19 protein-coding genes are annotated in these 24,805 nt (G+C 41.7%); 6 read left to right on the top strand and 13 right to left on the bottom strand.

Annotation, left to right across the window (positions count from 1 at the left end):
* The first annotated feature begins 33 nt into the window (after nt 1-33).
* Nucleotides 34-777, top strand: coding sequence for a hypothetical protein (locus P2W71_RS24655; RefSeq protein WP_276374081.1), 744 nt, complete (start codon nt 34-36; stop codon nt 775-777).
* Between the two features lie 39 nt (nt 778-816).
* Here P2W71_RS24655 and P2W71_RS24650 read toward each other — a convergent pair whose 3' ends face one another.
* Both P2W71_RS24650 and P2W71_RS24645 read right to left on the bottom strand, forming a co-directional pair.
* Nucleotides 817-3,447 (bottom strand): valine--tRNA ligase, encoded by a 2,631-nt coding sequence (locus P2W71_RS24650; RefSeq protein WP_276374080.1) that lies wholly within the window; start codon nt 3,445-3,447, stop codon nt 817-819.
* Between the two features lie 348 nt (nt 3,448-3,795).
* Entirely contained in the window at nt 3,796-5,151 is a 1,356-nt protein-coding gene (locus tag P2W71_RS24645; protein WP_276374079.1) for an rRNA methyltransferase, read from the bottom strand.
* A 65-nt stretch (nt 5,152-5,216) separates the two neighbouring features.
* Between P2W71_RS24645 and P2W71_RS24640 the strand changes: the two genes are divergently transcribed.
* Nucleotides 5,217-5,729 (top strand): hypothetical protein, encoded by a 513-nt coding sequence (locus P2W71_RS24640; protein WP_276374078.1) that lies wholly within the window; start codon nt 5,217-5,219, stop codon nt 5,727-5,729.
* Here the strand turns inward: P2W71_RS24640 and P2W71_RS24635 are convergent.
* Nucleotides 5,704-6,684, bottom strand: coding sequence for a pyruvate dehydrogenase complex E1 component subunit beta (locus P2W71_RS24635; RefSeq protein WP_276374077.1), 981 nt, complete (start codon nt 6,682-6,684; stop codon nt 5,704-5,706). The two genes, P2W71_RS24640 and P2W71_RS24635, sit on opposite strands and share 26 nt — an antisense overlap.
* Nucleotides 6,685-6,818: 134 nt before the next feature.
* A complete protein-coding gene (locus P2W71_RS24630; RefSeq protein ID WP_276374076.1) occupies nt 6,819-8,594 on the bottom strand; it encodes a hypothetical protein in 1,776 nt (591 codons plus the stop codon).
* Nucleotides 8,595-8,789: 195 nt separating this feature from the next.
* Here P2W71_RS24630 and P2W71_RS24625 point away from each other — a divergent pair, with 195 nt between their 5' ends.
* Nucleotides 8,790-9,014, top strand: a complete 225-nt coding sequence (locus P2W71_RS24625; protein ID WP_276374075.1) for a PspC family transcriptional regulator — start codon at nt 8,790-8,792, stop codon at nt 9,012-9,014.
* An 81-nt stretch (nt 9,015-9,095) separates the two neighbouring features.
* Here P2W71_RS24625 and P2W71_RS24620 read toward each other — a convergent pair whose 3' ends face one another.
* The 5 genes from P2W71_RS24620 to hisS form a co-directional block, all read right to left on the bottom strand.
* On the bottom strand, nt 9,096-10,124 hold the full coding sequence (locus P2W71_RS24620) for a glycosyltransferase family 2 protein (protein WP_276374074.1): 1,029 nt from the start codon (nt 10,122-10,124) through the stop codon (nt 9,096-9,098).
* Nucleotides 10,121-10,459: a YbaB/EbfC family nucleoid-associated protein gene (locus P2W71_RS24615; protein WP_276374073.1), complete on the bottom strand. Its 339-nt coding sequence runs from the start codon at nt 10,457-10,459 to the stop codon at nt 10,121-10,123. The genes P2W71_RS24620 and P2W71_RS24615 overlap by 4 nt, the downstream gene beginning before the upstream one ends.
* A 118-nt stretch (nt 10,460-10,577) precedes the next feature.
* Entirely contained in the window at nt 10,578-12,482 is a 1,905-nt protein-coding gene (locus tag P2W71_RS24610; protein ID WP_276374072.1) for a T9SS type B sorting domain-containing protein, read from the bottom strand.
* Complete coding sequence (hutH, locus tag P2W71_RS24605) at nt 12,479-13,978, bottom strand: histidine ammonia-lyase (RefSeq protein ID WP_276374071.1); 1,500 nt, start codon at nt 13,976-13,978, stop codon at nt 12,479-12,481. Before hutH ends, P2W71_RS24610 begins: the two co-directional genes overlap by 4 nt.
* Nucleotides 13,979-14,058: 80 nt before the next feature.
* Nucleotides 14,059-15,426 (bottom strand): histidine--tRNA ligase, encoded by a 1,368-nt coding sequence (gene hisS, locus P2W71_RS24600; protein ID WP_276374651.1) that lies wholly within the window; start codon nt 15,424-15,426, stop codon nt 14,059-14,061.
* Between the two features lie 212 nt (nt 15,427-15,638).
* Here hisS and P2W71_RS24595 point away from each other — a divergent pair, with 212 nt between their 5' ends.
* Nucleotides 15,639-15,791 (top strand): hypothetical protein, encoded by a 153-nt coding sequence (locus P2W71_RS24595; protein ID WP_276374070.1) that lies wholly within the window; start codon nt 15,639-15,641, stop codon nt 15,789-15,791.
* A gap of 127 nt (nt 15,792-15,918) precedes the next feature.
* Nucleotides 15,919-16,686, top strand: coding sequence for an exodeoxyribonuclease III (locus P2W71_RS24590; RefSeq protein WP_276374069.1), 768 nt, complete (start codon nt 15,919-15,921; stop codon nt 16,684-16,686).
* 20 nt (nt 16,687-16,706) lie between these two features.
* Here the strand turns inward: P2W71_RS24590 and P2W71_RS24585 are convergent, their stop codons facing one another.
* The 4 genes from P2W71_RS24585 to P2W71_RS24570 form a co-directional block, all read right to left on the bottom strand.
* On the bottom strand, nt 16,707-19,085 hold the full coding sequence (locus tag P2W71_RS24585) for an FtsX-like permease family protein (protein ID WP_276374068.1): 2,379 nt from the start codon (nt 19,083-19,085) through the stop codon (nt 16,707-16,709).
* A gap of 188 nt (nt 19,086-19,273) precedes the next feature.
* On the bottom strand, nt 19,274-20,581 hold the full coding sequence (murA, locus tag P2W71_RS24580) for a UDP-N-acetylglucosamine 1-carboxyvinyltransferase (RefSeq protein ID WP_276374067.1): 1,308 nt from the start codon (nt 20,579-20,581) through the stop codon (nt 19,274-19,276).
* A 163-nt stretch (nt 20,582-20,744) separates the two neighbouring features.
* Nucleotides 20,745-21,443, bottom strand: coding sequence for a DUF4290 domain-containing protein (locus P2W71_RS24575; protein ID WP_276374066.1), 699 nt, complete (start codon nt 21,441-21,443; stop codon nt 20,745-20,747).
* A gap of 74 nt (nt 21,444-21,517) precedes the next feature.
* Nucleotides 21,518-23,767 (bottom strand): UvrD-helicase domain-containing protein, encoded by a 2,250-nt coding sequence (locus P2W71_RS24570; RefSeq protein WP_276374650.1) that lies wholly within the window; start codon nt 23,765-23,767, stop codon nt 21,518-21,520.
* 145 nt (nt 23,768-23,912) lie between these two features.
* Between P2W71_RS24570 and tcmP the strand changes: the two genes are divergently transcribed.
* A complete protein-coding gene (gene tcmP / locus P2W71_RS24565) occupies nt 23,913-24,761 on the top strand; it encodes a three-Cys-motif partner protein TcmP (protein ID WP_276374065.1) in 849 nt (282 codons plus the stop codon).
* Nucleotides 24,762-24,805: the final 44 nt, after the last annotated feature.

Below are 24,805 nucleotides of genomic sequence, written 5' to 3'. Positions count from 1 at the left end.
CGTAAATTTTGCATAGGATAAATGTGGATTCCTATGAAAAATCTCTTCCTGTTTTTTCTCTTGTGTATTGTCGTATCGGACGTGTTGGCACAAGCCGTTGTGCCCCCAAATATTCGCGCCGCAAATACGCTGGATCGTTTGGTTGACTTGGATGGATTAGGCATGGCAGACATGTTGTACGGAATCCCTTTACCTGAAGGGAAGGTCGTCGGCGATACCTATCTCGATACCCATTGGAAATATTCCACCATTCTGTTGTATGACAAAGACAAGATGATTGAAGGATATCCCACTCGTTATGATATTTACCTGGATGAATTAGAAGTGAAAGGAAAAAATGGTGTTAAGGTATTGAAGGGAAACAACGTAAAAAGTTTTGTGTGGATTGATTCACTTTCCAGAATGCCTTCGTTTTTTGTCAATGGGAAGGAATACAAGAACGAAGAAAATGTTCCATACACCGGGTTCTTTGAAGTATTAACAGAAGGTACGCTTCCATTATTTAAAAGGACTTTCATCGATATTAAAAAAGCGGACTACAACATCCAGTTTAATGTTGGTAGTCACGATGATAAGATTATAAAGAAGAACGAATTCTACATGTTAAAAGACAACCATGTGATAGCGCTCCCGTCTTCTAAAAAGAAACTAGTTCTGGTGTTTGATGATAAATCTGAAGCGATCGAGAAGTACATCAAAGACAATAATCTTGCCTCACATAAGGGAGAGCATCTGAAATTAATTTTTGAGTATTATAATTCGCTGGTGAATAACTGATAAATGTCTTCTGAAGTTTAAACTGTGGGAAAGATTTGTTTACATTCTGGAGAGGCTTTCTTCCAATGCTTTGATCTTTATTTCCGCGTCGGCCTTCTTCTTTCTTTCCAATTCGATTACGTGGGGGGGCGCGCTTTTCACAAACTTTTCATTGGATAGTTTTTTATCCACAGACGTCAAAAAACCTTTGTGATATTCGAGCTCTTTTAAAATTGTTTCACGCTCTTTCGCTACATCCATTTTTCCTTCGATTGGAATAAAAAATTCTGTTGACTTAATGACGAAGCTGGTGGCGTTGTTAACTTTTTCGCGTGTTTCAGAAACTCCACTCACATTAGAAAGTTTCTGGATAATCGGCCAAAAATCTTTAATCAGTGCAGGGCCTTCTGATTTAAACAGCAACCTCAAGGCCTCTTTTGGTGAAATGCCTTTTGCGTTTCGCGTATTTCTGATTTCAGTAATAATCTCAAATGCCACAGATCCCTCGATCAGAATTTTCTCATTCGGGGTTTTCGATTTGGGCCAAGGAGCCACAATAATGCAGTCGGCATTTCTTTCCTTTAGTTCATGCCATAGCTCTTCCGTTATAAATGGCATGAATGGATGAAGTGCTTTTAGCAGGGTTTCAAAAAACTCAATAGTGTTGTCGTAAGTCGCGGCATCAATGGGTTTGCCGAACTCGGGCTTAATCATTTCCAGGTACCACGAGCAGAAGTCGTCCCAAATTAATTTATAAACCGTGAGCAACGCACCCGACATTCTAAATTTTTCAAAATCATCATTCAAAGCCGCAAGCGATTCATCCATCTTTGATTGAAACCATTGAATGGCCAGTGCATTTTCCTTGGGCTGAGAAAGTGTGGCATCGATTGTCCATCCTTTTACGAGCCGGAATGCATTCCAAATTTTGTTTGCAAAATTTCTGCCTTGCTCGATTAGTTTTTCATCGTATGGTAAATCATTGCCGGCAGGAGAACTGAAGAGCATGCCCGCACGGACAGCATCAGCCCCAAAATTTCCAATCAGGTCCAAAGGATCAGGTGAGTTACCCAGCGATTTGGACATCTTCCTTCCCAATTTATCACGGACGATACCGGTCAGATACACATTTTTGAATGGCATCTCACCACGGTATTCGTACCCCGCAATGATCATCCGTGCCACCCAAAAGAAAAGTATCTCGGGAGCAGTAACCAGATCGTTGGTTGGATAATAATAGTTAAGGTCATGGTTGCCTTTGTTTTTCGAATCGCTAAAAATGGTTGTGTCGAAAACCGCCATCGGCCACAGCCAACTGGAAAACCAGGTGTCCATTACATCCGGATCTTGTTTCAGTTTTTGAGCTTTGAATGATGGGTATTGAATTTTGAATTCAGAGAGTGCGTCTTCTTCTGTTTTGGCAACAACATAATTTCCTGAGTCGTCATACCATGCCGGTATACGATGTCCCCACCAAAGCTGCCGCGAAATACACCAGTCCCGAACATTCTCCATCCAATGGCTGTAGGTGTTTTTGAACTTCGGTGGAATAAGCTTGATGTCGTCATTCATCACGTGTACCAACGCAGGTTTTGTAATCTCCTTCATCTTTAGGAACCATTGCAACGAAAGACGAGGCTCTATGACCGCGTCGGTTCGTTCTGAAAAACCTACACTGCTTTTATAGTCTTCAACGTTGGCAAGCTGATTACTTTCCTCCAGTAATTTTGCAATTTTCTTTCGGGCAATAAACCTATCTTCGCCAACAAGAATTTGTGCTTTTGCATTGAGCGTTCCATCCTCATTCAAAATATCGATAACCTCAAGCTGGTGTTTTTTGCCTAACTCGTAATCGTTCATATCGTGCGCGGGTGTTACCTTCAAACAGCCTGTACCGAAGTCCATGGTTACATATTCATCTTCGAGGATTGGGATAGCGCGATTGATCAGCGGGATAATAGCTTTTTTCCCTTTCAGATGTTTGTAACGCTGGTCCGAAGGATTTACACAAATGCCTGCATCGGCCATGATCGTTTCTGGCCGTACCGTTGCAATGGTGATAAACTCATCGCTTCCTTCAATTGCATATTTGATGTAGTATAATTTGGACTGAACTTCTTTATGAATCACTTCGTCGTCGGATAGCGCCGTTTTTCCAACAGGATCCCAATTCACCATGCGCATACCCCGATAGATATTACCCTTTTTGTAGAGGTCGATGAAGACATCGATTACTGCATTATAATAATCGGGATCCATCGTAAATTTGGTCCGTTGCCAATCGCAGGATGCTCCCAATTTTTTCAATTGCTCCAGGATGATGCCTCCGTATTTCTCTTTCCATTCCCAGGCATACTTTAAAAACTCCTCCCGCGTGAGATCCGATTTCTTAATGCCACGTTCGCGCAGCATTGCCACAACCTTTGCCTCCGTAGCAATCGATGCATGATCTGTCCCCGGTACCCAGCAAGCTTCCTTACCTTCCATTCGTGCTTTACGGATTAGAATATCCTGGATGGTGTTATTGAGCATGTGACCCATGTGAAGCACCCCCGTAACATTAGGAGGTGGGATTACGATACAATACGGTTCTTTTTTTGGGTTGGGCTCAGAGTGAAAAAATCCCTTTTCCATCCAGTAGCTATACCATTTGTTTTCTACTTCGGACGGATTGTATTTGGTTGACAGCATTTCTTTTTCGTTTCCGTTAAACGTTATCCATTAAGGTTATCCATCACACTTCAGTTCGACTTTGCATGTCTTGTTTTGGCGGACTCAGTTCGGCGCCGTGCCATCGGATCCCCACTAACGGATAACGGATTCGGGGCCAAAAATACGTAAATCACCTCGATTACTGAATTTTTGAAATGCGAAATCCAAACTTCGAAGATATTTCGTAAATGAAAATGTCTAGAACAAATGGAGGGAAAGGTTGAGGGGTTTGGCTTCTGAGTGAGCCGGTTGAAAACTTTCGACCGGCCATTCTCTTTTTTCATTCGGCAACATGGTTAACGGCATAAAGGCTACTTAATCAACCGACTATTTCATTCGGATTCTCCATTCACTTGGATACATGTTATTCAAACGATTTTCCAATACATTCACCCAACCCAATGGCAGATCTTCAAACATAATTAGCGCAAACCCCTTCTTGTTTGGAATAAAACTAATCGACTCTTTTCTGAGGTATTGAAGTGCTTCCACCCTCTCCAGCGGAATTGTATTAAACATTTTGCGATTAAGTTCTACCGACAGCGCGAGACCATGTTCAGGGATCAACTTATCATGCTTAATAGTAGCCATAAACGTTCCCGCTAAAACTACGTGAAGATTTTTCACAATAAGTTCGATTTCAGCATTTTTTCCTTTGGGAAAAAATTGAACACGGTCATTACGATTGATAAATATTTTTTGATCTGAACGGACGACCCATTCGGCGAGTTGATCTTTTATTTTCTTAGATGGTTCAGTAAAGATATTCTTGGTGCTCACCCGGCTTTCTGGTTGTTCATCCAGTTTTCGCAGTGTGGCGATAAAGAATCCTTCACCTTTAACCCGATGGGGAAAGAAGCGGTACCCGAAAAATGACGGGGTTTCAATAGCTTGGATTCCCCACGTTTCTTCAATGTTCAGACGAACAGGTTCCACATTGAATTCCTGTTGCAGCCAATGGATATTTTCTTCGTTCTCAAATTCGTTATAGGTACATGTTGAGTAAATTAAAATCCCGCCCGTTTTTAGTGCAGGCCATACATCGTTTAATATACGCCGCTGCCGTTTGGCGCATAATGCCACATTATCTTGTGACCACTCGTTTGCTGCCTCAGGATCTTTCCGAAAAAGCCCCTCTCCCGAGCAGGGTGCATCCACAACAATCACATCAAAAAAACCGGGGAGCCGTTGAAAATCCTTGGGATCGTTATTTGTTACTACTACGTTGCTCAACCCCCACTTTTGAAGGTTCTCTGAAAGGATAGCCGCACGTGACTGAATAACTTCATTAGACACAAGCAGACTTTCAGCGTTTATCAAGTTTAGCAAGTGTGTCGATTTTCCGCCAGGCGCTGCACATAAATCCAATACATTTAGCGCTTTACTCAAATCGTTAGATTGCGTAAATGCCTGTTCCAAAAACATGGAGCTTGCTTCTTGAACATAATATTTTCCGGCATGGAAGGAGGGATCGAGCGTAAAAGAGGGTCGCTCACTTAAATAGACACCATTTCTAGTCCAGGGCACCTTCTGCAAATGAAACGGCAAGCTGGATTTGAAAGCATTGTATCGAATACTTATAGGTGAAGGTTGTTGATGAGCTTTAACAAAGTCATTCCATTGATCACCGAGCTGCGCTTGTTCGCGTTTAATGAAGTCCTGTGGAAATTGATCTTCGATCATCGATTTGTTTCGATTATTCTCACAAAGAAATAATTAAATTACTTGCCACCGAAAAATTTAAGTGCATGATTCGCAGCGTGTCTTTTTATTGGATGCTTGTCACCCTGATGCTCATTGATAGTTGGTTGCTATCAAAACCCAATATTCTGGGTAAAATCGGGTTGATCATTTATAAGTATCACTACTTGCGTTCCTTCCCGAGAACCTTGTTAACCGTATGGATTGTCGTTTCCATTTCTGTGCTGATTGTGTTATTGGTTCAGTTTTTACGTAAGCATGAGAAGATCTCAAGAACAATTGCCATGGTGATTCTTGGCGCGTGTCTAGTGGGGGCAATGATGGCGATGGCGAAAGTATACGTGGATTTTACTTCGTGGTCATATAGTCACTCAGGAGTTAAATTCAGGTATGGTGCGTACCTCTTACCCGTTATCCTTATGATCGTTTTTGGTAATGGCTTATATCAGATTACCAGAAAGCCCAAACATTTTGAAATCGAACGTCAACCTTCTGTCGAAGCGAATTTAGAAATACAGAAAGCACCTGGCATCATCAGTCACGATACATCACAGCCTTAACAGCTTTAATGGTCTTCGAAACGTTGGGTAATATCGCCTCAATTAATGTTGGCGCATAAGGCAGTGGCACATCAAAGCTGTTGACCCTATGAACAGGCGCATCGAGATAATCGAAAGCATGTTTTTGAACATGGTAAGTAATTTCCGTTGCAATGGAGGATAAAGGCCATGCTTCTTCTACAATGACCAGGCGGTTGGTTTTCTTAACTGACTCCACAACGGTGGCATAATCTATCGGGCGCACTGTACGAAGATCGATTACCTCCGCTGAAATATTTTCTTTTTCTAATTCAGCGGCAGCCGCCAAAGCAACTTTCATGATTTTACCGAAGGAAACAATAGTAACATCGTTGCCTGGTCTTTTGATGTCTGCAAGTCCGAGTGGAATAAGATATTCTTCCGTCGGCACTTCCATTTTATCGCCATACATCACTTCCGATTCCATAAAAATGACAGGGTCATTATCACGGATAGAAGTCTTTAACAAGCCTTTTGCATCGTAGGGATTTGAGGGCACTACTACCTTCAAACCAGGTGTATTGGCGTACCAGTTTTCAAAATTCTGTGAGTGTTGAGCCCCAAGCTGTCCTGCGTTACCTGTGGGGCCTCTGAAAACTATGGGTGCACTGTATTGTCCGCCTGACATGGATAAGATCTTGGCGGCACCATTAATGATTTGATCGATGGCTACAAGAGAGAAATTGAAGGTCATGAACTCCACAATGGGACGAAGGCCATTCATCGCTGCACCGACACCTATCCCTGCGAAACCAAGTTCGGAAATTGGCGTATCCAACACACGTTCAGGGCCAAATTCTTCAAGCATACCTTGACTCACTTTATAAGCGCCATTGTATTCTGCCACTTCTTCACCCATCAGCAACACACTTGGGTCCCTTCTCATCTCTTCATTTAAGGCCTCACGAAGGGCCTCTCTAAACTGGATTTCTCTCATAGTTCTTATAGAAAGTGCGTAAAAATAGGGTCAGTATTCACAGGATAAAAGTATTTCAGCACTTTTTCTTGACCATCTAAAACAAAAAGCCCCGGCTGGTGCCAGGGCTCTCTGTTTACAACCAATGAGGTTAATTATTTCAATGCGTTTCTGAATGATTCAGTAGTGGCGAATTTTGCAAATTCAAGGTCGCTCAGTGCAGATTCTTTCAAAGAAGGATCAGCTTTAACAGCATTTGAAAGGTGGCTAACTACGTTGTCAGCGTTTCCTAATCTTGCTGAAGCAACCGCAGCACCATAATGAGCAAGTGCATGGTTGCTATCTTTAGCAATAGCTTCGTTGAATGAAGTTAAACCATTTTGATAGTCTTTATTCAATACTTGAGCAAGACCTTTGTTGAACAAGTTATCAGCATTGTCAGCAGCAGCAGACTCGGAAGTTACGGCGGCAGCATATTGTGCTTTCACGATTTCAGCAGCACCTTTTACGCCATTCAAACCAGCGGCGTTATCACCTTGCAGACCTGCGCTTAATGCTTTGGTTGCGTGGCTGTAAGCGGCATAAGCGTTACCTTTGATCATGTGAACAGAAGCTAAGTTAGCGTGAACTTCGGGAGCTTCATTCAATTTAGCAGCGATTTCAAGTTGCGCCAAAGCTTTGTCAGCTAGAGAAGCAGCATTGCTAGGATTTTCAATTGCCTGAGCAATGTAAACTGCGCCTAAGTTGTTATGGGCATTCCAGTTGGAACCTTTTTTAGTAGCGGCTTCATAGATAGCAGCTTTTTCATCTAAAGAAGGAGTAAGCGTAGCAGCGTACATCATTTCTTCGAAAGAAAGTGTATCTGCAGATACCGAACCTTGTGTTACTTGTTTAGACAATACAGACATTTCTGCATCAGTCTTTTTATCTTTTACTACCAGGATCTCAGTCTTAGCAGTTCTTAATTTAGGATACACATCTCTGAAAACTTTTCTATAAGTCTTCAAGCGTTTCATTTGGTTTTCCTGGTCTTCGAAATCACCACCAGCATTGATGATGTTCAAATATTCTGCCTTTTCTTCAGAGGTGATACCTTCATAAGAAGAAAGTACATTTTTGAATTCATTCCAGTCGCGAATAACGGGCTTCAGGATAAAGTTGATTGAATCGGCTTTACCTTTGTAATCGTACTTTTTCATTTGCTTGCGATAGAAAGATTCGATCGCTGCAGCCCGATCTGGAGAAAGTTTAGCGTTGATACGCTCAGCTCCTTCAGGAGAGTGAGTACCGGTAATTGTAACGGTACGGGTAGCATTTTTAGAAGCGATGAAAGCGTCAAGTTCTTTACCTTTTACACTTCTGATTTCGCTTGTTCTCAATACAGCTCTTCCTTGTTCGAAAATGAAATCAGGAATGATTACAGGTACAAGTTCTTCCTGATTGTTATAACCGTGGTCTGCATAAGCGGCAAAGTACACTGGCTTTACCAACTTAGAAGTGGTAATGATACCAGTTGCCACCGGCATCCGAGGCGTAGCTTTTGATTTTTCACCTTTGGACGCAACACCTTCAACTTCTAACGTACCAGTTTTTTGTTCAGGCTTGTAAGGGAAGAAGAAACTTTTTGTTGCTGTTGGTTGCTCAGTCTTTGCATTTGGAAAATCTTCGGCTTTAAATGCCAGAGGTTCTAATGCAACTTCACTTGAGCCATATTTATAGAAAGTGTTCACTGTGTATACAGTTCCTTTCTTTAACATTTTAACAGGCAGATTCGCTGCCATATCGAAGGCAACTGTATCCTTGTGAACTTCCAGGGGATTAGGGGTGACGGTTAATTGTTGTTCCTTAGACATTTTCACCATCTTGGGCAATGTACAGCCCGCGAGGGTCAATGCTCCGCAGATCAGAAATGAGTAAACTACTTTTCTCATTGGATTTTTAGTTTTTATGGTTGATTATAAACAGGTTTCAAAAGTATACTTACATGTATTTTTTTGCAATAATAGTTAAAAAATTAAGATAAATCCGCTAATTTCAGTTAAGCTAGTACGTTATATTTGTGAGCAATATTTACGCTCGATGAAATAACCTTTTCAGTTGTCGAATGTTTAAGCACAGGAGTAAGTATGGAACGTGTAACAGATAAAATCCAAAATTTCTTTGAAACTTATGCTTTTGGGGTCTGCACGCAACTGGGCGATAAGCTTGGTATGGCTACTTCAAGCATAAGGTTATTTTTCATTTATGCCTCATTCATTACATTCGGGTCTCCTGTTATCATTTATCTAAGTTTAGCATTCATCATGAACATGCGAAAGCACTTACGAAGACGTGCTATTTGGGACTATTAAATACGGAAGAGTTCGTCAAGCCGTTATGAGGTGATTATTCAATGATGATGTTGTAGTAATCAGTAGCCCGGCCCCTGAAACTCACAGCTCGTGACGCTCGCTCAAAGTCTGAAATACTTTTCTTTTCTTAAAAAAATAGTCGAACACCACCGATCCTTTATATATCATGGCGTCATTATAAGAAGGAAATGTTTTTCGAAGGGCCTTTCGTTTTCGTAGGTCATTGTTGATGTTGTTGAGGAAGAAAAAATGGGCTTTGATAACGGCTGTGAAATTCTTTGATTGGCCTTTTAACAGGAACTGAAATGCTGCTATCCAATCGAGCAATATCCTGAGTGGTAACTTATATACCGCCTCCGTTGTGTTGAGGTGTTTTAGCAAAAGGGAAAGCCCATTTCGGAAATTAAGAAACGTCTTTCGCGGATTTTGATAACCTAACGTGCCGGCACCCACATGGTAGATGACGCTGTCACCACAGTAATACACCTTTTGGTTTACCCGATGAATTTTCCAGCACAGGTCAATTTCTTCCATGTGTGCGAAGAAGTCCTCATCAAATCCATTTAACATTTGGAAGACTTTGGAACGAATCATCAGACATGCTCCGGTAGCCCAAAAAACTTCTCGCTCATCATTATATTGTCCCAGATCTTCCTCCACAAAGTCGAAAACTCTCCCACGACAGAAAGGATATCCCAACGAATCGATAAATCCGCCGCCTGCTCCCGCATGCTCGAATTTATTTTTATCGCGATAGGATAATACTTTCGGTTGGACTGCTGCAATCTCAGAATGTCGATCAAGCAATCCTATCATAGGGTCGAGCCAGTGTGGTGTTACTTCAATGTCGCTGTTTAGCAACACGCAGTAGTCGGCTTCGACTTGTCTTAGTGCTCGATTATATCCACCACAATAACCATAGTTGTCGTCCAGTTGAACAATCCTTACTTGAGGATATGATTGGCGAATAAAAGAAACAGATCCATCCGATGAATTATTATCGGCTATGATAATATCAGCACCAGATGAATGTTGAATTACTGAGGGCAGAAACTGCTGCAGTAATTTTTCCCCATTATAATTAAGAATGACGACGGCCGTGCGGCTCATCCCCCCATCAGGTTACTTAAATCCAGACCCGGTATATTGGGGAGTAGTCCTTCAGTACTTTTTCGCATTTCTTCTTTCGCTAAAACTTCGGCCTCTTCGGAGGCTTTATTTACAGCAGCGACAACCAGGTCTTGAAGAATGGTTTTGTCTTCAGCTTTTAACAGAGAAGGATCTATATCAAGAGAGATCAGTTGTTTCTTTCCACTTACCTTTGCTTTTACAAGGCCGGCACCAGATTCTCCTGTTGCATACATGGTTCCTAACTTATCTTGAGATTCTTTCATGCGGGCCTGAACTTCTTTCATCTTGCCCATCATTTTCATCATATCAAACATGATTGTGAATTTTTAGTGTGTAGAATTCGATTAATGCCTCTTCCAGTTTGCACTTACTTTGTATTTGTGTAAAGGTCGTAAAAGATTGTAAAATTAGAAGATAGGTCTGATCTTTTAATCAATTCTTCCGAAGCAACACGAGGGTACCGGATCTATCGAAAGTTCTACCCGCCTCGTCGGTTATCGTGGCACGAAATACATAAGTTCCCTCCGGCATCAGCGTGCCTTTGAAATATCCATCCCATCCTTTCTCCAGGTCGTCGGTAACATACATCATTTCACCCCAGCGATTAAAGATTCTCATCTCGAAGGTCACGATGAATTGACCGAATACATTAAAGATATCGTTGAGGCCATCAGCGTTTGGGGTGAAAGCAGTGGGATAAAACAGGTTAGGTTCTTTAATAATGGTAATGGTGTTAGAGACTGATGAAACAATGCCAGCCTGATTTGCTACGGCCGTCACCCGGTACATCGCAACCTGGCTCGAGAGATCTTGTGTATTGTCCGTATAGGTTAAAGCAGTGCCTGTATTTATCGTTGATAAAACTTGACCCTGGTCATTGAACTTCTCAACGATGTAGTGATCAACACCATTTTTCCATCCCAGGTAAGCACCCCATGTCAGTGTAACCGAGTTGTTTGGCTGAAGCGTTCCCATCAGTTGTAAGGGGCACACCTCAAGACTCACCGGACTTTTATTTTCGCACGCATCGCCATATACTATCTTATAGCAGGAAGCCACATCATTCAGATATTCAGCATCCGTATAAGTCGTTGTCGCACTTGAATCTGTTGATGCAAAGGTTCCATTGACAGATTTCGTGATCGCGTAGCCGTCAGCAACAAATGCTGGATCTTGTGTCCATTGTAATGTCACGTCGCTGTCGGTGCCCACTATTGTAGAAATGTTTTCTACAACGGTAGGGGTGTTCGTTGAAATAGCGGTTGCACATTTGGAAAGAGAAATGCTGCGGCTTCCATTGGCATAGTTTGTAGTTTGCTGGTAACAATACTCAACGCCACACGTCACGTTGGGATCATTCAGTGATGTTGCATTGGATGCAGCGCTTAAAGGAGGATTACTATTTTTTGTAAATGAATAATTACTAACGCCTGCAGATGATGTCGCCCACGTTAGCCTGTTCAAATTGTTTTGGGCTGTAACGTCAAAGTTTGAACTGCAGATAATATTCGAATAAACGGTGGTGTTGTTGCACGGATCGTATACACCTAAACGAAAACAATAATAGTTGTCATCTGTCCTTAAATTGTTGATGGTTGTCGTCGAAACTTCATACACATTCTGCAGATTTTGAAAACCAGCTGCACTGTTCTGTGCGATTTGTAGCCGGTACAAGACGTTATTCTGATTGTTGAAATCAAGTTGAATGTCGCGATCATTTAAGACAGTAAGTTGAGTAATCGTTGGAACAGGCAGACTCGGTACTGCATTCACTACTTTCGATGCAGGATTACAGTTGTCGTCTGCGCCAATATTTAATCCCCGAACGGTAATGGTTTTGTTTCCTTGTGATGCAAAAGTGTGTGTAGCTGTTGCTAAGTTTCCGGAAAGCACCGTAACAGTCGGGGTAGCATCGTTAAAATCTATAACGTATTGTTGATAGTTTGTGTCCGTTACTTTTACTTGAACAGCATTTGATCCGCAGGAATAGATTTCAAATTCCGGTTGAATGTTTGGCAAAACTTCTACCGTGATTTCATCAGTTCCCACACCGGCTTGAAATAATACAACTATTGTATAGATGCCTGGCGTGTCATACGTATAACTATAATTGAGCTGCTCAAACCCCGGTCCGTTCGGAGGAGATTCAAAAAGCATTTCGCAGGGAGTTGTTCCATTGCAAACATACGGTGCATTGATGGAAGTAATATTTACGGTTAGGGGTGCGCAGCCTTTTATTTGATCAACAGTAAATCTACCACCTTTGCTATTATGTTGAGCGTGCAGGGCGAAGGTGATTCCCACAAGGAAAAAAGCGATGCTAATTTTTAACTTCATTCGGGGGCCCAAGTTTTTAAAAACTGCTCAGCTTTTCGAATGTCCTCGTACAACATACGATCATCCTCTATAAACGGTACAATCGCCCGAAAATTATGTATTAACTCCTCCAGGTAAGGTGAAGTTTTCATTGGTCGACGGAAGGTCAATGCCTGCGCTGCAGTGATTAATTCGATCGCCAAAATTGAATATAAATTATTAACGATCCGGTAAGCCTTTGTCGCGGCATTTGCTCCCATGCTCACATGGTCTTCTTGTCCATTGGAAGATACGATGGAATCCACCGAAGCAGGTGTGCAAAGTTGTTTGTTCTGACTTACCAATGAAGCTGCCGTGTATTGTGGAATCATCAATCCCGAGTTAATACCGGGATTGGCTACCAGGTAATTGGGCAAATCACGCACTCCGGCGATAAGCTGATAGGTTCTTCGCTCGGAAATACTTCCTAATTCAGCCAGCGCAATGGCAAGAAAATCGAACGCCATTGCCAGTGCCTGTCCATGAAAATTTCCAGCGGAGATAATGGTGTCCTCTTCGGGAAAAATATTTGGATTATCAGTGACACTATTGACCTCGATCATGAAAATGTTACTAACATAATCAATAGCCTCGGCGCTTGTTCCATGTACTTGAGGAATGCATCGAAATGAGTATGGATCCTGAATATGTTTTTTTGGCTGCTCGATCAGTTCACTTCCTTCCAAGATCTTCAGAATTTCTTTCGCGGTTTCTACCTGACCTTTTTGCGGTCGGATGGCATGTACCTGTGGTAGGAAAGGTTCTTTCCTTCCATCAAAAGCATCCAACGAAAGTGCTCCAATAATATTTGCCAGCTTCGTCAAACGGTGTGCATGCAACGTGCACCATATACCATAGGCACTCATAAGCTGCGTTCCATTTAAAAGGGCAAGACCCTCCTTTGCTGCCAATGATAAAGGTGACCATTGGAATTTATGATGGATCGCTTCTCCTGAAAATTTGTTTTGCTGATAAGTTACTTCTCCCAAGCCAATGACGGGGAGTGAGAGATGCGCTAAAGGAGCAAGATCACCAGACGCACCCAGCGAACCCATTTCGTATACGACGGGTAACACATCTTCGTTAAACAGATCCGCTAATCGCTGGACAGTTGCCAGTTGAACGCCTGAGTAGCCATGGGCAAGTGATTGCACTTTCAGAAAAAGCATCAGCCTTACAATTTCTTCTGGTACTTCCGGGCCAGTACCCGAAGCGTGGGATTTGACTAAATTCTCCTGGAGCTTTTCCAGCTGTGAAGAGGGGATGTGTTTGTTATACAATGACCCAAAACCAGTGTTGATGCCGTATATCGGACGATTGGTTTCTTTTAGTTTGTTATCCAGGTATGTGCGACAGCGTTCAATTTTTGCTTTGGCTTCACCAGAAAGTTCGATCGTTACCGTCCCTTCATTGATCTTGGCAAGATCTGTTAAGGTTAGTTTTTTTGAAGATATCTTATGAACTGAAGTCTTTGGCATTTAAAAATCCGTTGCGTCTTTGTGCTCTGCGGTTCTCTACTTTTAGCTGCTAAGACGCAGAGACGCTAAGTTAAATAGGATTATTTTAATTTTGCGATAATCTGTTCTATGGTAAGCTTTTCCTGTTCGCCTTTTGCCATGTCTTTGCAAGGTAATAAACCAGATTTTATCTCTTCGGACCCAATGACAATCGTGAATGGAATGTCTTTTTTGTTTGCAAAGTCAAGTTGTTTTTTCAGTTTACTTCCATCAGGGTAGATTTCAGATGCGATGCCATTTGCTCTTAGCTTGGTTAATATGCCCAGGCCATATCGCATACTGGGTTCATCGAAATGACAAATCAAGACTTTGGAAGAAACCTGTGCGTCTTTCGGAAAAATTTTTAACTCTTCCATGGCATCATAAAGACGATCTACACCAAACGAAAAACCAACGCCTGATAAATTTTCTTTATCACCGAATGCCTGGGTGAGATTATCGTATCGCCCGCCACCACTAACACTACCAATAGCGACGTTATTAATTTTTACTTCAAAAATACATCCGGTATAGTAACTTAAGCCCCTTGCAAGCGCAATATCAAACTCTACCTGATTGTCATTTGAGTTGTAATCTGATAGTAATTCTAGAACCTGCTGAAGATCTTGCAATCCCTTTTTACCATTCGCTGTGTTTTCAAACTTTGAAGATAAAGCGGCTAGCTTTTGTGATGTCGATCCTTTGGTATTCAGAAGTTCAAACAACATAGTAAGACTTGTTTCCACAAAATTCTTTGCGCGCAATTCCTCTTTCACTTTTTCTTCACCGATCTTATCCAATTTGTCGATCGCAACGAACAAGGCGGTTTCATTTTCTTTCGCACCAATTGATTCTGCGATGCCCGACAAAACACCCCGGTGATTTATTTTGATGGTGTAGTCGTTTATTCCAAGACCTTTGAATACTTCTTTAATCATTAAAATGATCTCGGCTTCGCAGATCAAGGAATTTGTCCCCACGACGTCCGCATCGCACTGATAAAATTCTCGGTATCTTCCTTTCTGTGGATTGTCTCCTCTCCATACTGGTTGTATTTGATAACGTTTAAATGGGAAAGTTATATCATTCCTATTCATCACAACATAGCGGGCAAAAGGCACAGTAAGATCGTACCGAAGTCCTTTTTGGGAGATGTCTGCTGTTAACAATTTTGAGTTGCGCGCCGTGAGTTTCGATTCAGGTATGTCCTTAAGAAAATCTCCGGAATTAAGGATCTTGAAGAGGAGTTGGTCACCTTCGTCTCCATATTTGCCTGTTAACGTCGAAAGATTCTCCATGGCAGGTGTTTCGAGTGGCTGGAAACCGAAATTCTGAAATACAGATCTTATAATACCCAGAATGTACTGGCGTTTCGCCATTACAGCGGGTCCAAAATCGCGGGTTCCTTTCGGAAGGCTAGGTTTTTCCATCATTAAAATAGTTTCGGGTTTAAAGTTGAGGATCGTATCCTCCAAACTTGCATCCACCCAAATAATCAAACTAAGTCGCAATTTTAAGCCTAAACCACGAATCCGCAACGAGAAGATGAAACTTTAAGCCTGAAACTTAAAACTTTAAACCATATCGTTTTGCTTTCCCAAATTTCCCGGTTATTTTTGCGCTCCTTTTAAAGAACAGAACCATGGCAGTAACCAGATTAAAGCGCAAAAACCGCAAGGACAAGGCAAAATCAGCAGTAAGACGGCAATCGTTGAAGATCCAAAACTTCCAACCCGTTGTTAAAAATGTTGATGTTGAAAAGGTCAAAGAAGATTTTAAAACAAAGAAAGCCTAAGTCGCTTCTTTAAAGATATTTTAAAAGTCCTGTTTTATCAGGACTTTTTTATTTTTACCGCCTTTACAGAAAGTTCGAGGTGAACCTTGGACTTCAACGTTGAACCTGTAACCCCGAATTCAAAATCATGCATTTCGTCAACTGGAACGTAAACGGTATTCGCTCGATTATCAAAAAAGATTTTCTAAAAGATGTTCAGCAAATGGACCCCGATATTTTTTGCATGCAGGAAACAAAAGGAGGAGAGGAAGATGTGCGCGCCTCTGTCGAACAGTTAAAAGGATACCACGTCTTTGTAAATTCCTCTAAAGCCCGGAAAGGATATTCGGGTACGGCAATATTATCAAAAAAGGAGCCCATCCAGGTTACATACGACATGGGAATGGAGGAGCACGATCAGGAGGGAAGAGTCATCACCGCTGAATATCCTACATTCTTTTTAACAACGGTCTACACGCCCAATGCCGGTGAAGGACTCGCCCGTTTGGACTACCGCGAACGTTGGGATAAAGACTTCAGGGAATATGTGTCCTGGCTTGATAAGAGAAAACCTTCCATAATTTGTGGTGATCTGAATGTGGCACATCAACCCATTGACATTGCACGACCAAAAGAAAATTACAACAAATCAGCTGGCTACACCCAGCGAGAAATTGATGGTTTTACCCGGTTATTAGAATGTGGCTTTGTTGATACTTTCAGACGGTTTTACCCTGAAGAAATTAAATACACTTACTGGAATTATGTAACGAATGCACGGGCAAAGAACACAGGCTGGAGAATTGACTACTTCCTTGTTCCCGATAGAATAATTGATAAAGTAAAAGACGCCATGATCTATAACCAATATCTAGGGTCGGATCATTGTCCGGTTGGTCTTAACATAGACCTTTAACCTTGCGGTATATTTTCGAGTTACTCATTCCTCAATGACTCAGTTGGGTTCGTGAGCGCAGTTTTTAAAATTGTTCCACTTGTAGCCAAAATACCAATGGCAAAAATTGTCACGCTACATATAATCACGGTGACAAATCCGATTTCTAGGTGTTGAGCACTCAGTTCATCTAGTAAGGCACTGGTTAATAAATACCCGCCAGTGCTTCCAAGAAAAACAGCCAGTCCCAGAATAATGGTAAATTCCTTATTGACGAGTTGAATAATACTTTGAACGCTGGCCCCCAGTACTTTTCTTACGCCAATTTCCTTTGTTCTTTTTTGAACGTTTAAACTGGCTAACGCAAAGATACCCGAAGCAGACAGCATGCAGCCCAATATGGTTATAAAGAAGAAAATCTGACTTAGACTTTTATTGTAAGTATCAGCCTCCTCATAAATCATGTCTACCTGAAATTTGCTTTCGAAAGGTTTGCCGGGAAATATTTTTTTCCATTCTTCCTCCAGGAAGGAGCGTACATTTAAAATGTCTTTATCATCAGTCCGAACAACCATGCTTTTAAAACTAGACGGCGGCGCTAACGTAAAGATATGCTCACTGTCATCGCCTTCCTTTAACCCACTCAAATGATTTTCGACTACACCGATAATACGATAGGGTTTATCGTTGTAAAAAAGTTGGGCATCAATTGGATTTGCTATGTTATGATTTAAAACAAAATTTTCGTCTACAATAACATTTGATTCAAAATCGGTTTGATTACCATCAATAAAATCGCGGCCAGCCACTAAGGCTAGACCTACAGTATTGAAATATCCGATCCCTACATCATAAACTTTCGTTTTAAATATGGTAGTATCGCTCTTGACTGTGTTATAAAACGAAGTATACGGGCCAATGTGATTTGACGCTCCTGCTATACTTTTAATTTGAGGGTTGGCTGAAATTCTGTTTTTCAATGCGTTATATTCTTGTTCGCTTTCTACCAGTACCGTTAGAATATCTTCTTTGTCATAGCCGAGGTCTATCGTTTTTTGATAGGCCGCATTTTGCGTGAACGTAACACCTCCAATAAATACAATGATTGACAGCGAAAACTGAGCTACAAGCAAGGTGCGCGAAAGATATGTGGTTCCCTTAACACCTTTGTTACCTTTAAATAATTCAACAGGATTGAATTTACTATTTGCCAGCGCCGGATAAATGCCTGCCAGCAGTGCTGCTATAAACAACAGTATAATGAGCATCAGCATTACATTCAATTTGTTCAGGTCGCTTAATCCATAATCAAGTTGCCACATAGCTGCAAATTGAGGAACAATGAATTGAGCCATTAACAATCCTGCAATAATGGCGAGTGAAACGGTGATAACCATTTCTATAAGAAACTGATAGACGATCTGATTTCTCCCAGATCCAACGACTTTGCGTACGCCGATTTCCTTTAAGCGTTTGCCAGTCAGGGCTAACGTTGTATTTGTAAGATTAAAGCATGCAATAAGTAATATGATCGTGGCCAGTGTGCTAAAAATGAACAATGCAATGGTAGGTATTGGTAAACGCAGATTACTTTGACTGACTTCGCTTCTAATAATTTGTTTTTTAAAGGGTACTAGCTCGAACGAAAGCGAATGAGCATCGTTTTGCTTTTCATTGATCAATCCCAGGTACTTGGTCATCTGCCCGGCTATATCTTTTCTTTGATTAATATCTTGCAGTTTAAATAAAGTTGAGGAAGAATGATTGGGGCTCCAATCATTTGGTTCTATGGAGTAGGCATCCAGGTAGACTTCCATTCGCATCAATGCATCGATGTGAAAAGAAATATTCAAGGGTAGTATGTCTAAAACCCCTCCAACCACAACTTCATATTTCTTGCCGTTGAATTCTACGGACATACTTTCCCCAACAGGATCTTTCTGCGCAAAATATTTTTTTGCTAATTGTTCACTCAGAAAAATGAATTTTTGATCTTCAAAATTTTTGTGGGATCCATACTTTAAAGCCAGTGGAAACATCTTGAAAAATGAATGATCAGCAAAACGGATATTCTCATGAAAGGTATCTTTATCATAACTCATGATACCACTTTCGTTGTAAAATCGAGTAAAGTCCTTTATGCCGGTGATATCTTGTTTTGCCTGAGGCGCCATCACCATAGGACAAACCAAACTTTGATCTTTCTTACCTTCCGAGGTTTCTAAATGGTGTACAACTTTAACAATATTTTCAACCTGCTCACCCGCGAAATAATCATCAAACTCAATGTTGTAAGCAATCAGTAAATAAGCGGTCATACAGCATGCCATGGCAACGCCCATGCCGAACATGTTAATGATCACATAAATCTTATTTCTGCTGATATTGCGAATCGCAATTTTGATATAATTTTCAAGCATAACGATAATAGGTTGACTGAATCAACCCTTGGACGTCATGCTGAGTGGCGACGTTACAGAAGTGTACAGCTAACACAGGTCGTCAATTGCTGGAAACAATTATTTGTTACCGGCAGCTACAACCCTTTAACAATTCCAAAATCTTAGGAATTTTTAGGAATTAACATTAGAATAATTTGAAAGAATATTTAAATCACGCGCTGAATATCCGCACCTAAAGCTTTTAACCTGGCATCGATGTTTTGATAACCTCTGTCGATTTGATCGATGTTGGAAATTTCGCTGGTGCCGCTGGCAGACAACGCTGCAATCAACAACGCTACCCCTGCACGAATATCCGGGGAAGACATCTTAATGCCTTTTAGTTGCTGTTTTCTTTCCAGTCCAATGACATTTGCGCGGTGCGGATCACAAAGGATTATTTGAGCACCCATGTCAATTAGTTTGTCGACAAAGAACAAACGGCTCTCAAACATTTTCTGATGGATGAGTACACTTCCTTTTGCTTGTGTGGCAACGACCAAGACGATACTGATTAAGTCTGGCGTAAATCCAGGCCAGGGTGCATCGGAGATCGTAAGAATAGATCCATCGATGAACGTCTCCAGTTCATACAGATCTTGCGAAGGAATAAAAATATCATCGCCTCTAAACTCCATCTTAATGCCCAGTCTTTTAAATGTATCGGGTATAATACCCAACATATCAATGCGGCAATTCTTAATGGTGATTTCAGATTGCGTCATGGCAGCTAAACCGATAAAGCTTCCGATCTCAATCATATCGGGAAGAAGGGTATGGTCCGTTCCACCAAGTTTATCGACGCCTTCAATAGTTAAAAGGTTTGAGCCAATGCCACTGATTTTTGCACCCATACGATTTAGCATGAGGCAAAGCTGTTGCAGGTAAGGTTCACAAGCGGCGTAGTAAATCGTCGTAGTACCTTTCGCCAGTACCGCAGCCATCACAATGTTTGCCGTTCCGGTTACGGACGCTTCATCCAGTAACATGTAACAACCTTTTAACTCAGAAGCATCGATGGTAAAAAGATGCTCTTCAGAGTCAAAGTTGAATTTAGCGCCCAGCTTTTGAAACCCAAGAAAATGTGTATCTAATCGCCGCCTGCCAATTTTATCTCCACCCGGTTTCGGCATCGTAGCTTTTCCAAAACGTGCCAGAATGGGCCCGAGCAACATAACGGAACCCCTGAGGGCAGCGGCTTTTTTCCGGTATTCTTCAGTCTCTAAATATTTAATATTGATATTGGCGGCCGTAAACCTGTAGGATTCGGGTCCAAGCTTTTCCACTTTACTGCCTATCGCACCGATTAACTCAATTAATTTATTGACATCGACAATGTTGGGGACATTGTGAACCGTAACAGGTTCTGCGGATAAAAGCGTCGCGCTCAAAATTTGCAGGGCTTCATTTTTCGCACCTTGCGGGATGATTTCTCCTTTTAGTTTTTTTCCTCCCCGAATCTTAAAAATACTCATGGTGAATTAGCTGCGAGCCTTATGCGCTGCGAGCTAAAGATTTGTGCTTTTAGCTCGTAACCAGTGGACAGGCTATTTATTATTTTATGAATTAACTAACTGCTGCAAGCGCGAGTACTGCGATTTGAGCTTACAAACGGCTTGAAGGCCGCAGCTCACTTTATTATTGATCTCTCCGCCTTCTAAAGTTTCCGCCACCTTTACCTTTGTTAAAAGGACGATGTCCACCTCCACCTTGATGACGTTGCTGACCGCCACCACCGCCGCCATTTCCCTGAGGACGAGTTTTTTTGCGCTCCTTGTAAAGTTTTTCGAAGAGATTATCTTCTCTAACCTTTTCAATGGTCATGTTCAATGCCCCACCAGACATAGCCTGGATATCTCTTAAGATCACAGAATCATCCAGCGTTTCCTTATTCCAGTTGCCGTAGAACGTTTTCATGAGTTTGCCGAGGTAGATTATTGACTCTTCCCGCTCTTGCGGATCGTCTTTTTTCAAGGCCTCCTTCACCAGCTTTTCAATATTCTTTCCATAGTGCTTGAAACGCACATCATTTTTTGGATACATCATCTTCATTGGCTTTTTAAAGATGATTTCCCGCTCCGGCATTGGATAGGGGCTGTTGACATCCAGGTTAAAGTCAGCGATGATGTATAGATCGTCCCATAATCTTTGAGGATTATCGGGCTGATCTTTTATGCTGGGTGTTAATTGTTTAATCAGTTCAATAAGGGTGTAGGCAAGTTCAGTCCTTTTGTCTTTGTCTGCAATAGAACGCAGGTATTCAACCAGTTTCTGGACGTTACGTCCGTATTCTTTTAGAATAATATCAGGACGTTGTGAGTTGTATTCTCCTATCATTTTATGTGGATTTCTCTTGTTGGATTTGATGGGCAGTACAGTAGTTTCTTGCTACCTAAAATTTGTACCTAACCTCAATTATGGATTCTAAGTTTAGCAAAGCTAAGCAATAAGGTCTTCTCTCCAAAATCATCGAATTTTATCTTTGCTTTTCGGTCAGCACCCGTAAAATCCATCTGCATCACCATGCCGAATCCAAATTTGGGATGTTCAACCTTCATTCCCTCCTGTAAAGATGCTGTATCACTGGGAACAAAATCGGTGGGTGCTCTGTAAGCAGTAACTTTTGGAGGTGGAGTTGAGCTAATCGTCTTTCGAATTCCTGTGACCAAACTTTTTGCGTATTCGCTATTCGGAGGTACGGATTCCAGCCCTGCAAACTTGCTGCTGACTTTAATGAACGATTGGTCAATATCGTCCAAAAACCGGCTGGGTTCGCAGTTTTTCAGGCGACCGTAACGATAACGGGTGAGGGCATAGGACAAGAAAAGCCGCTTTTGAGCCCGTGTAATAGCCACGTAAAACAATCGCCTTTCTTCTTCCAAATCCGCACGACTGCTCAGCATCATTTGTGAAGGAAACAAGTCTTCTTCCAATCCCACGATATAAACATGTCTGAATTCCAATCCCTTCGCCATGTGAATGGTCATCAGCGTTACCTTATCGGGATCTTTGTCTTTATCTTCATCCTGACCTGTTACCAAGGATACTTCCTGCAGAAATGCGCCCAATCCTTTTTCCTGACGTTCTGGATCGTCCACAAATTCTTTAATCGCATTTAGCAATTCCTGCACGTTTTCGTAGCGGCTCAGTCCCTCCACTGTTTTATCTTCATAGAGTTCCCGCAGTAACCCCGAACCTTTCGCAATTTCGAAAGCCGCATCGTAAGCATCCCGGCGTTCAACTTCAATTCCAAACCGCCGGATCATCGCGACAAAATCACTGATGGGGGAGGCAGCTCTACCGCCAATAAAAGATTCAGCTTTTTGCAAAACTTCCCATATCGAAATATCATGATCATTAGCTGCGACAACAATTTTATCAATGGTGGAGTCGCCAATGCCACGTTTAGGTAAGTTGATGATCCTCCGGAAGGAAGCTTCATCCTGCCGGTTCATCGTATAACGCATGTAGGCGAGGAGGTCTTTGATTTCCTTTCGCTGATAGAAGGACAAACCGCCGACTACCTTATATTTTATGTTCATCCTGCGCAACGCTTCTTCAATAGCACGCGACTGACTGTTGGTTCTGTACAATACCACGAAATCACTGAACTTCAGCTGGTGCTGCATTTTTTCCTGAAAGATCGAGGTAGCAATTAATCTACCCTCCTCGTTGTCAGACACCGCTTTAATAAGTTCGATGAGCGAACCTTGTTCATTGGCAGTCCACACATTTTTGGGAAGCTGTGCCCGGTTCTTTTTAATTACCGAGTTTGCTGCGTTTACAATGTTTTGAGTGGATCGATAATTTTGCTCCAGCTTGATAACTTTCAGATCCGGATAATCACGCTCGAAATTTAGAATGTTTGTGATGTCTGCGCCACGGAATGCATAGATGCTTTGAGCATCATCACCCACCACGCAAATATTTTGTCTTACTGCAGCAAGTTTGCGAATGATGAAGTACTGACAAAGGTTGGTATCCTGAAACTCATCCACCAAGATGTATTGGATACGATGTTGATACTTGTTAAGTACCTCCAGGTGTTCCTTGAAAAGCTTATCCGTATTAAACAATAAATCATCAAAATCCATTGCGCCTGCTTTGAAGCAACGCAAGGCATAGGTTTTATAGATCTTTCCAACTTCCGGGCGAAGGTTCGAGGCATCGTCGCCCATCAATTCGGCATTGGCGAGATAATCCTGCCAGCTGATCAAACTATTTTTTGCTGCTGAGATGCGGTTATAGACTGTGCTTGGTTTATATGCTTGATCGTCAAGGCCTAATTCTTTAATAATGTTTTTGATCAGGGTTTTTGAATCATCAGTGTCGTAAATGGTAAAATTATTTGGATACTGAAGATGGTGGGCTTCGGCGCGGAGTATGCGGGCAAATACCGAGTGAAAAGTCCCCATCCACAAATTGCGCGCATCATGACCTACGACTTTTTCAATACGCTCCCGCATTTCTTTGGCAGCTTTATTGGTGAACGTGAGTGCCATAATATTGAAAGGATCTACTCCTTTACTAATGAGGTGCGCAATGCGATATGTCAACACTCTTGTTTTGCCTGATCCGGCGCCAGCGATGAGCATGCAAGGGCCATCCGTATTCATCACCGCCTCCTGTTGAGGCTCATTCAAACTCTCTAAATAATTCATCATAAGTGGCCGCAAGTTAGAGCACTGTTTTTGTACTCGCTATATTTCAAAAAAAAATTATGGATTTTTAAAATTGTGCTTCTCAGAATTTTATCTACGCAAAACACGAAGTAACTTTGATCATCAACATGCTAAACATAAACATTTGAATTTAAAATCTCCGAATGATAAATCAATTTTTCTCTCCGATGGATTAAGTGTCACGGCCACCGAACCATGGTTTAAAGTAAAAGTTGAAGTCATTCAGAGTTATTTGCGAGCTTTTGTCATGAACGTCTCCGTCAAGGCGGATGAAATTGTTTTTGTTGATTTGTTCACGGGAAGTGGTTTGTACTCCGTTGGATACAAAAAAGAAATTTTCCCGGGTTCCTCGTTTGCGTCGCTTTGTTCTGATTTCCCCATTACACAATGGATTCTTTGTGAACGTGATCCCGAATCGTTACAACTCTTAGAGCGACGTGTAGATCGCTATTTTCGTCGTAAAAATGTTCTCATCCTTGATTCGGAGTTGTCGCAACTCCCTGACAAATTTAGAAGAGTTATTTCACGGCCGAAAAGAGGGCACCACGTGGCTGTATTTTGTTTGGTTGATCCTTTCGGGTTTGACATTCCTCTATCGATTATCGATTCGCTCGCCGCACTTGGTTTTAATATTTTGATGCCCTTCACCTTTATGTTAAATGAAAGGTCAAATTATCAACATTACCTTCATGAACATCCTGATAAATTACTTCGGTATCTAGGCATTAATAACTTCGAAAGAATCGCGGGAGTTCAAAACAATCTCCAATTTTATAAAAGAATTGTCAGGATGTATCAGAATCGAATGTTGGTTATGGGGCTGAACACAGCATTATCAGTTCACAAAATGGATTCCCGGCTGATGGAAGTTCCCGCTTATTACATCGGCCTTTTCACACGGCAATTTTCCGCGAAAGCCATTCAAGCTGACGTTAACCTTCAGGGTCAACTACAAATAGAGATGTTTGAGTGATTGCTTTTCATCATAATGGATAAAATTCGTACTTAGGCCCTCTT

It is taken from the genome of Chryseolinea sp. H1M3-3, assembly GCF_029360725.1.
Lineage (GTDB): Bacteria > Bacteroidota > Bacteroidia > Cytophagales > Cyclobacteriaceae > Chryseolinea.
This window is presented reverse-complemented; position numbering and strand designations above follow the sequence as displayed.

Coding starts and splice junctions, on each gene's coding strand:
- P2W71_RS24590 (WP_276374069.1), top strand. CDS start 15,919: ATGCATTTCGTCAACTGGAACGTAAACGGTATTCGCTCGATTATCAAA.
- P2W71_RS24650 (WP_276374080.1), bottom strand. CDS start 3,447: ATGCTGTCAACCAAATACAATCCGTCCGAAGTAGAAAACAAATGGTAT.
- P2W71_RS24585 (WP_276374068.1), bottom strand. CDS start 19,085: ATGCTTGAAAATTATATCAAAATTGCGATTCGCAATATCAGCAGAAAT.
- hutH (WP_276374071.1), bottom strand. CDS start 13,978: ATGCCAAAGACTTCAGTTCATAAGATATCTTCAAAAAAACTAACCTTA.
- P2W71_RS24610 (WP_276374072.1), bottom strand. CDS start 12,482: ATGAAGTTAAAAATTAGCATCGCTTTTTTCCTTGTGGGAATCACCTTC.
- P2W71_RS24570 (WP_276374650.1), bottom strand. CDS start 23,767: ATGAATTATTTAGAGAGTTTGAATGAGCCTCAACAGGAGGCGGTGATG.
- P2W71_RS24640 (WP_276374078.1), top strand. CDS start 5,217: ATGATTCGCAGCGTGTCTTTTTATTGGATGCTTGTCACCCTGATGCTC.
- P2W71_RS24630 (WP_276374076.1), bottom strand. CDS start 8,594: ATGAGAAAAGTAGTTTACTCATTTCTGATCTGCGGAGCATTGACCCTC.
- P2W71_RS24595 (WP_276374070.1), top strand. CDS start 15,639: ATGGCAGTAACCAGATTAAAGCGCAAAAACCGCAAGGACAAGGCAAAA.
- hisS (WP_276374651.1), bottom strand. CDS start 15,426: ATGGAAAAACCTAGCCTTCCGAAAGGAACCCGCGATTTTGGACCCGCT.
- P2W71_RS24620 (WP_276374074.1), bottom strand. CDS start 10,124: ATGAGCCGCACGGCCGTCGTCATTCTTAATTATAATGGGGAAAAATTA.
- P2W71_RS24645 (WP_276374079.1), bottom strand. CDS start 5,151: ATGATCGAAGATCAATTTCCACAGGACTTCATTAAACGCGAACAAGCG.
- murA (WP_276374067.1), bottom strand. CDS start 20,581: ATGAGTATTTTTAAGATTCGGGGAGGAAAAAAACTAAAAGGAGAAATC.
- P2W71_RS24625 (WP_276374075.1), top strand. CDS start 8,790: ATGGAACGTGTAACAGATAAAATCCAAAATTTCTTTGAAACTTATGCT.
- P2W71_RS24655 (WP_276374081.1), top strand. CDS start 34: ATGAAAAATCTCTTCCTGTTTTTTCTCTTGTGTATTGTCGTATCGGAC.
- P2W71_RS24615 (WP_276374073.1), bottom strand. CDS start 10,459: ATGTTTGATATGATGAAAATGATGGGCAAGATGAAAGAAGTTCAGGCC.
- P2W71_RS24635 (WP_276374077.1), bottom strand. CDS start 6,684: ATGAGAGAAATCCAGTTTAGAGAGGCCCTTCGTGAGGCCTTAAATGAA.
- P2W71_RS24575 (WP_276374066.1), bottom strand. CDS start 21,443: ATGATAGGAGAATACAACTCACAACGTCCTGATATTATTCTAAAAGAA.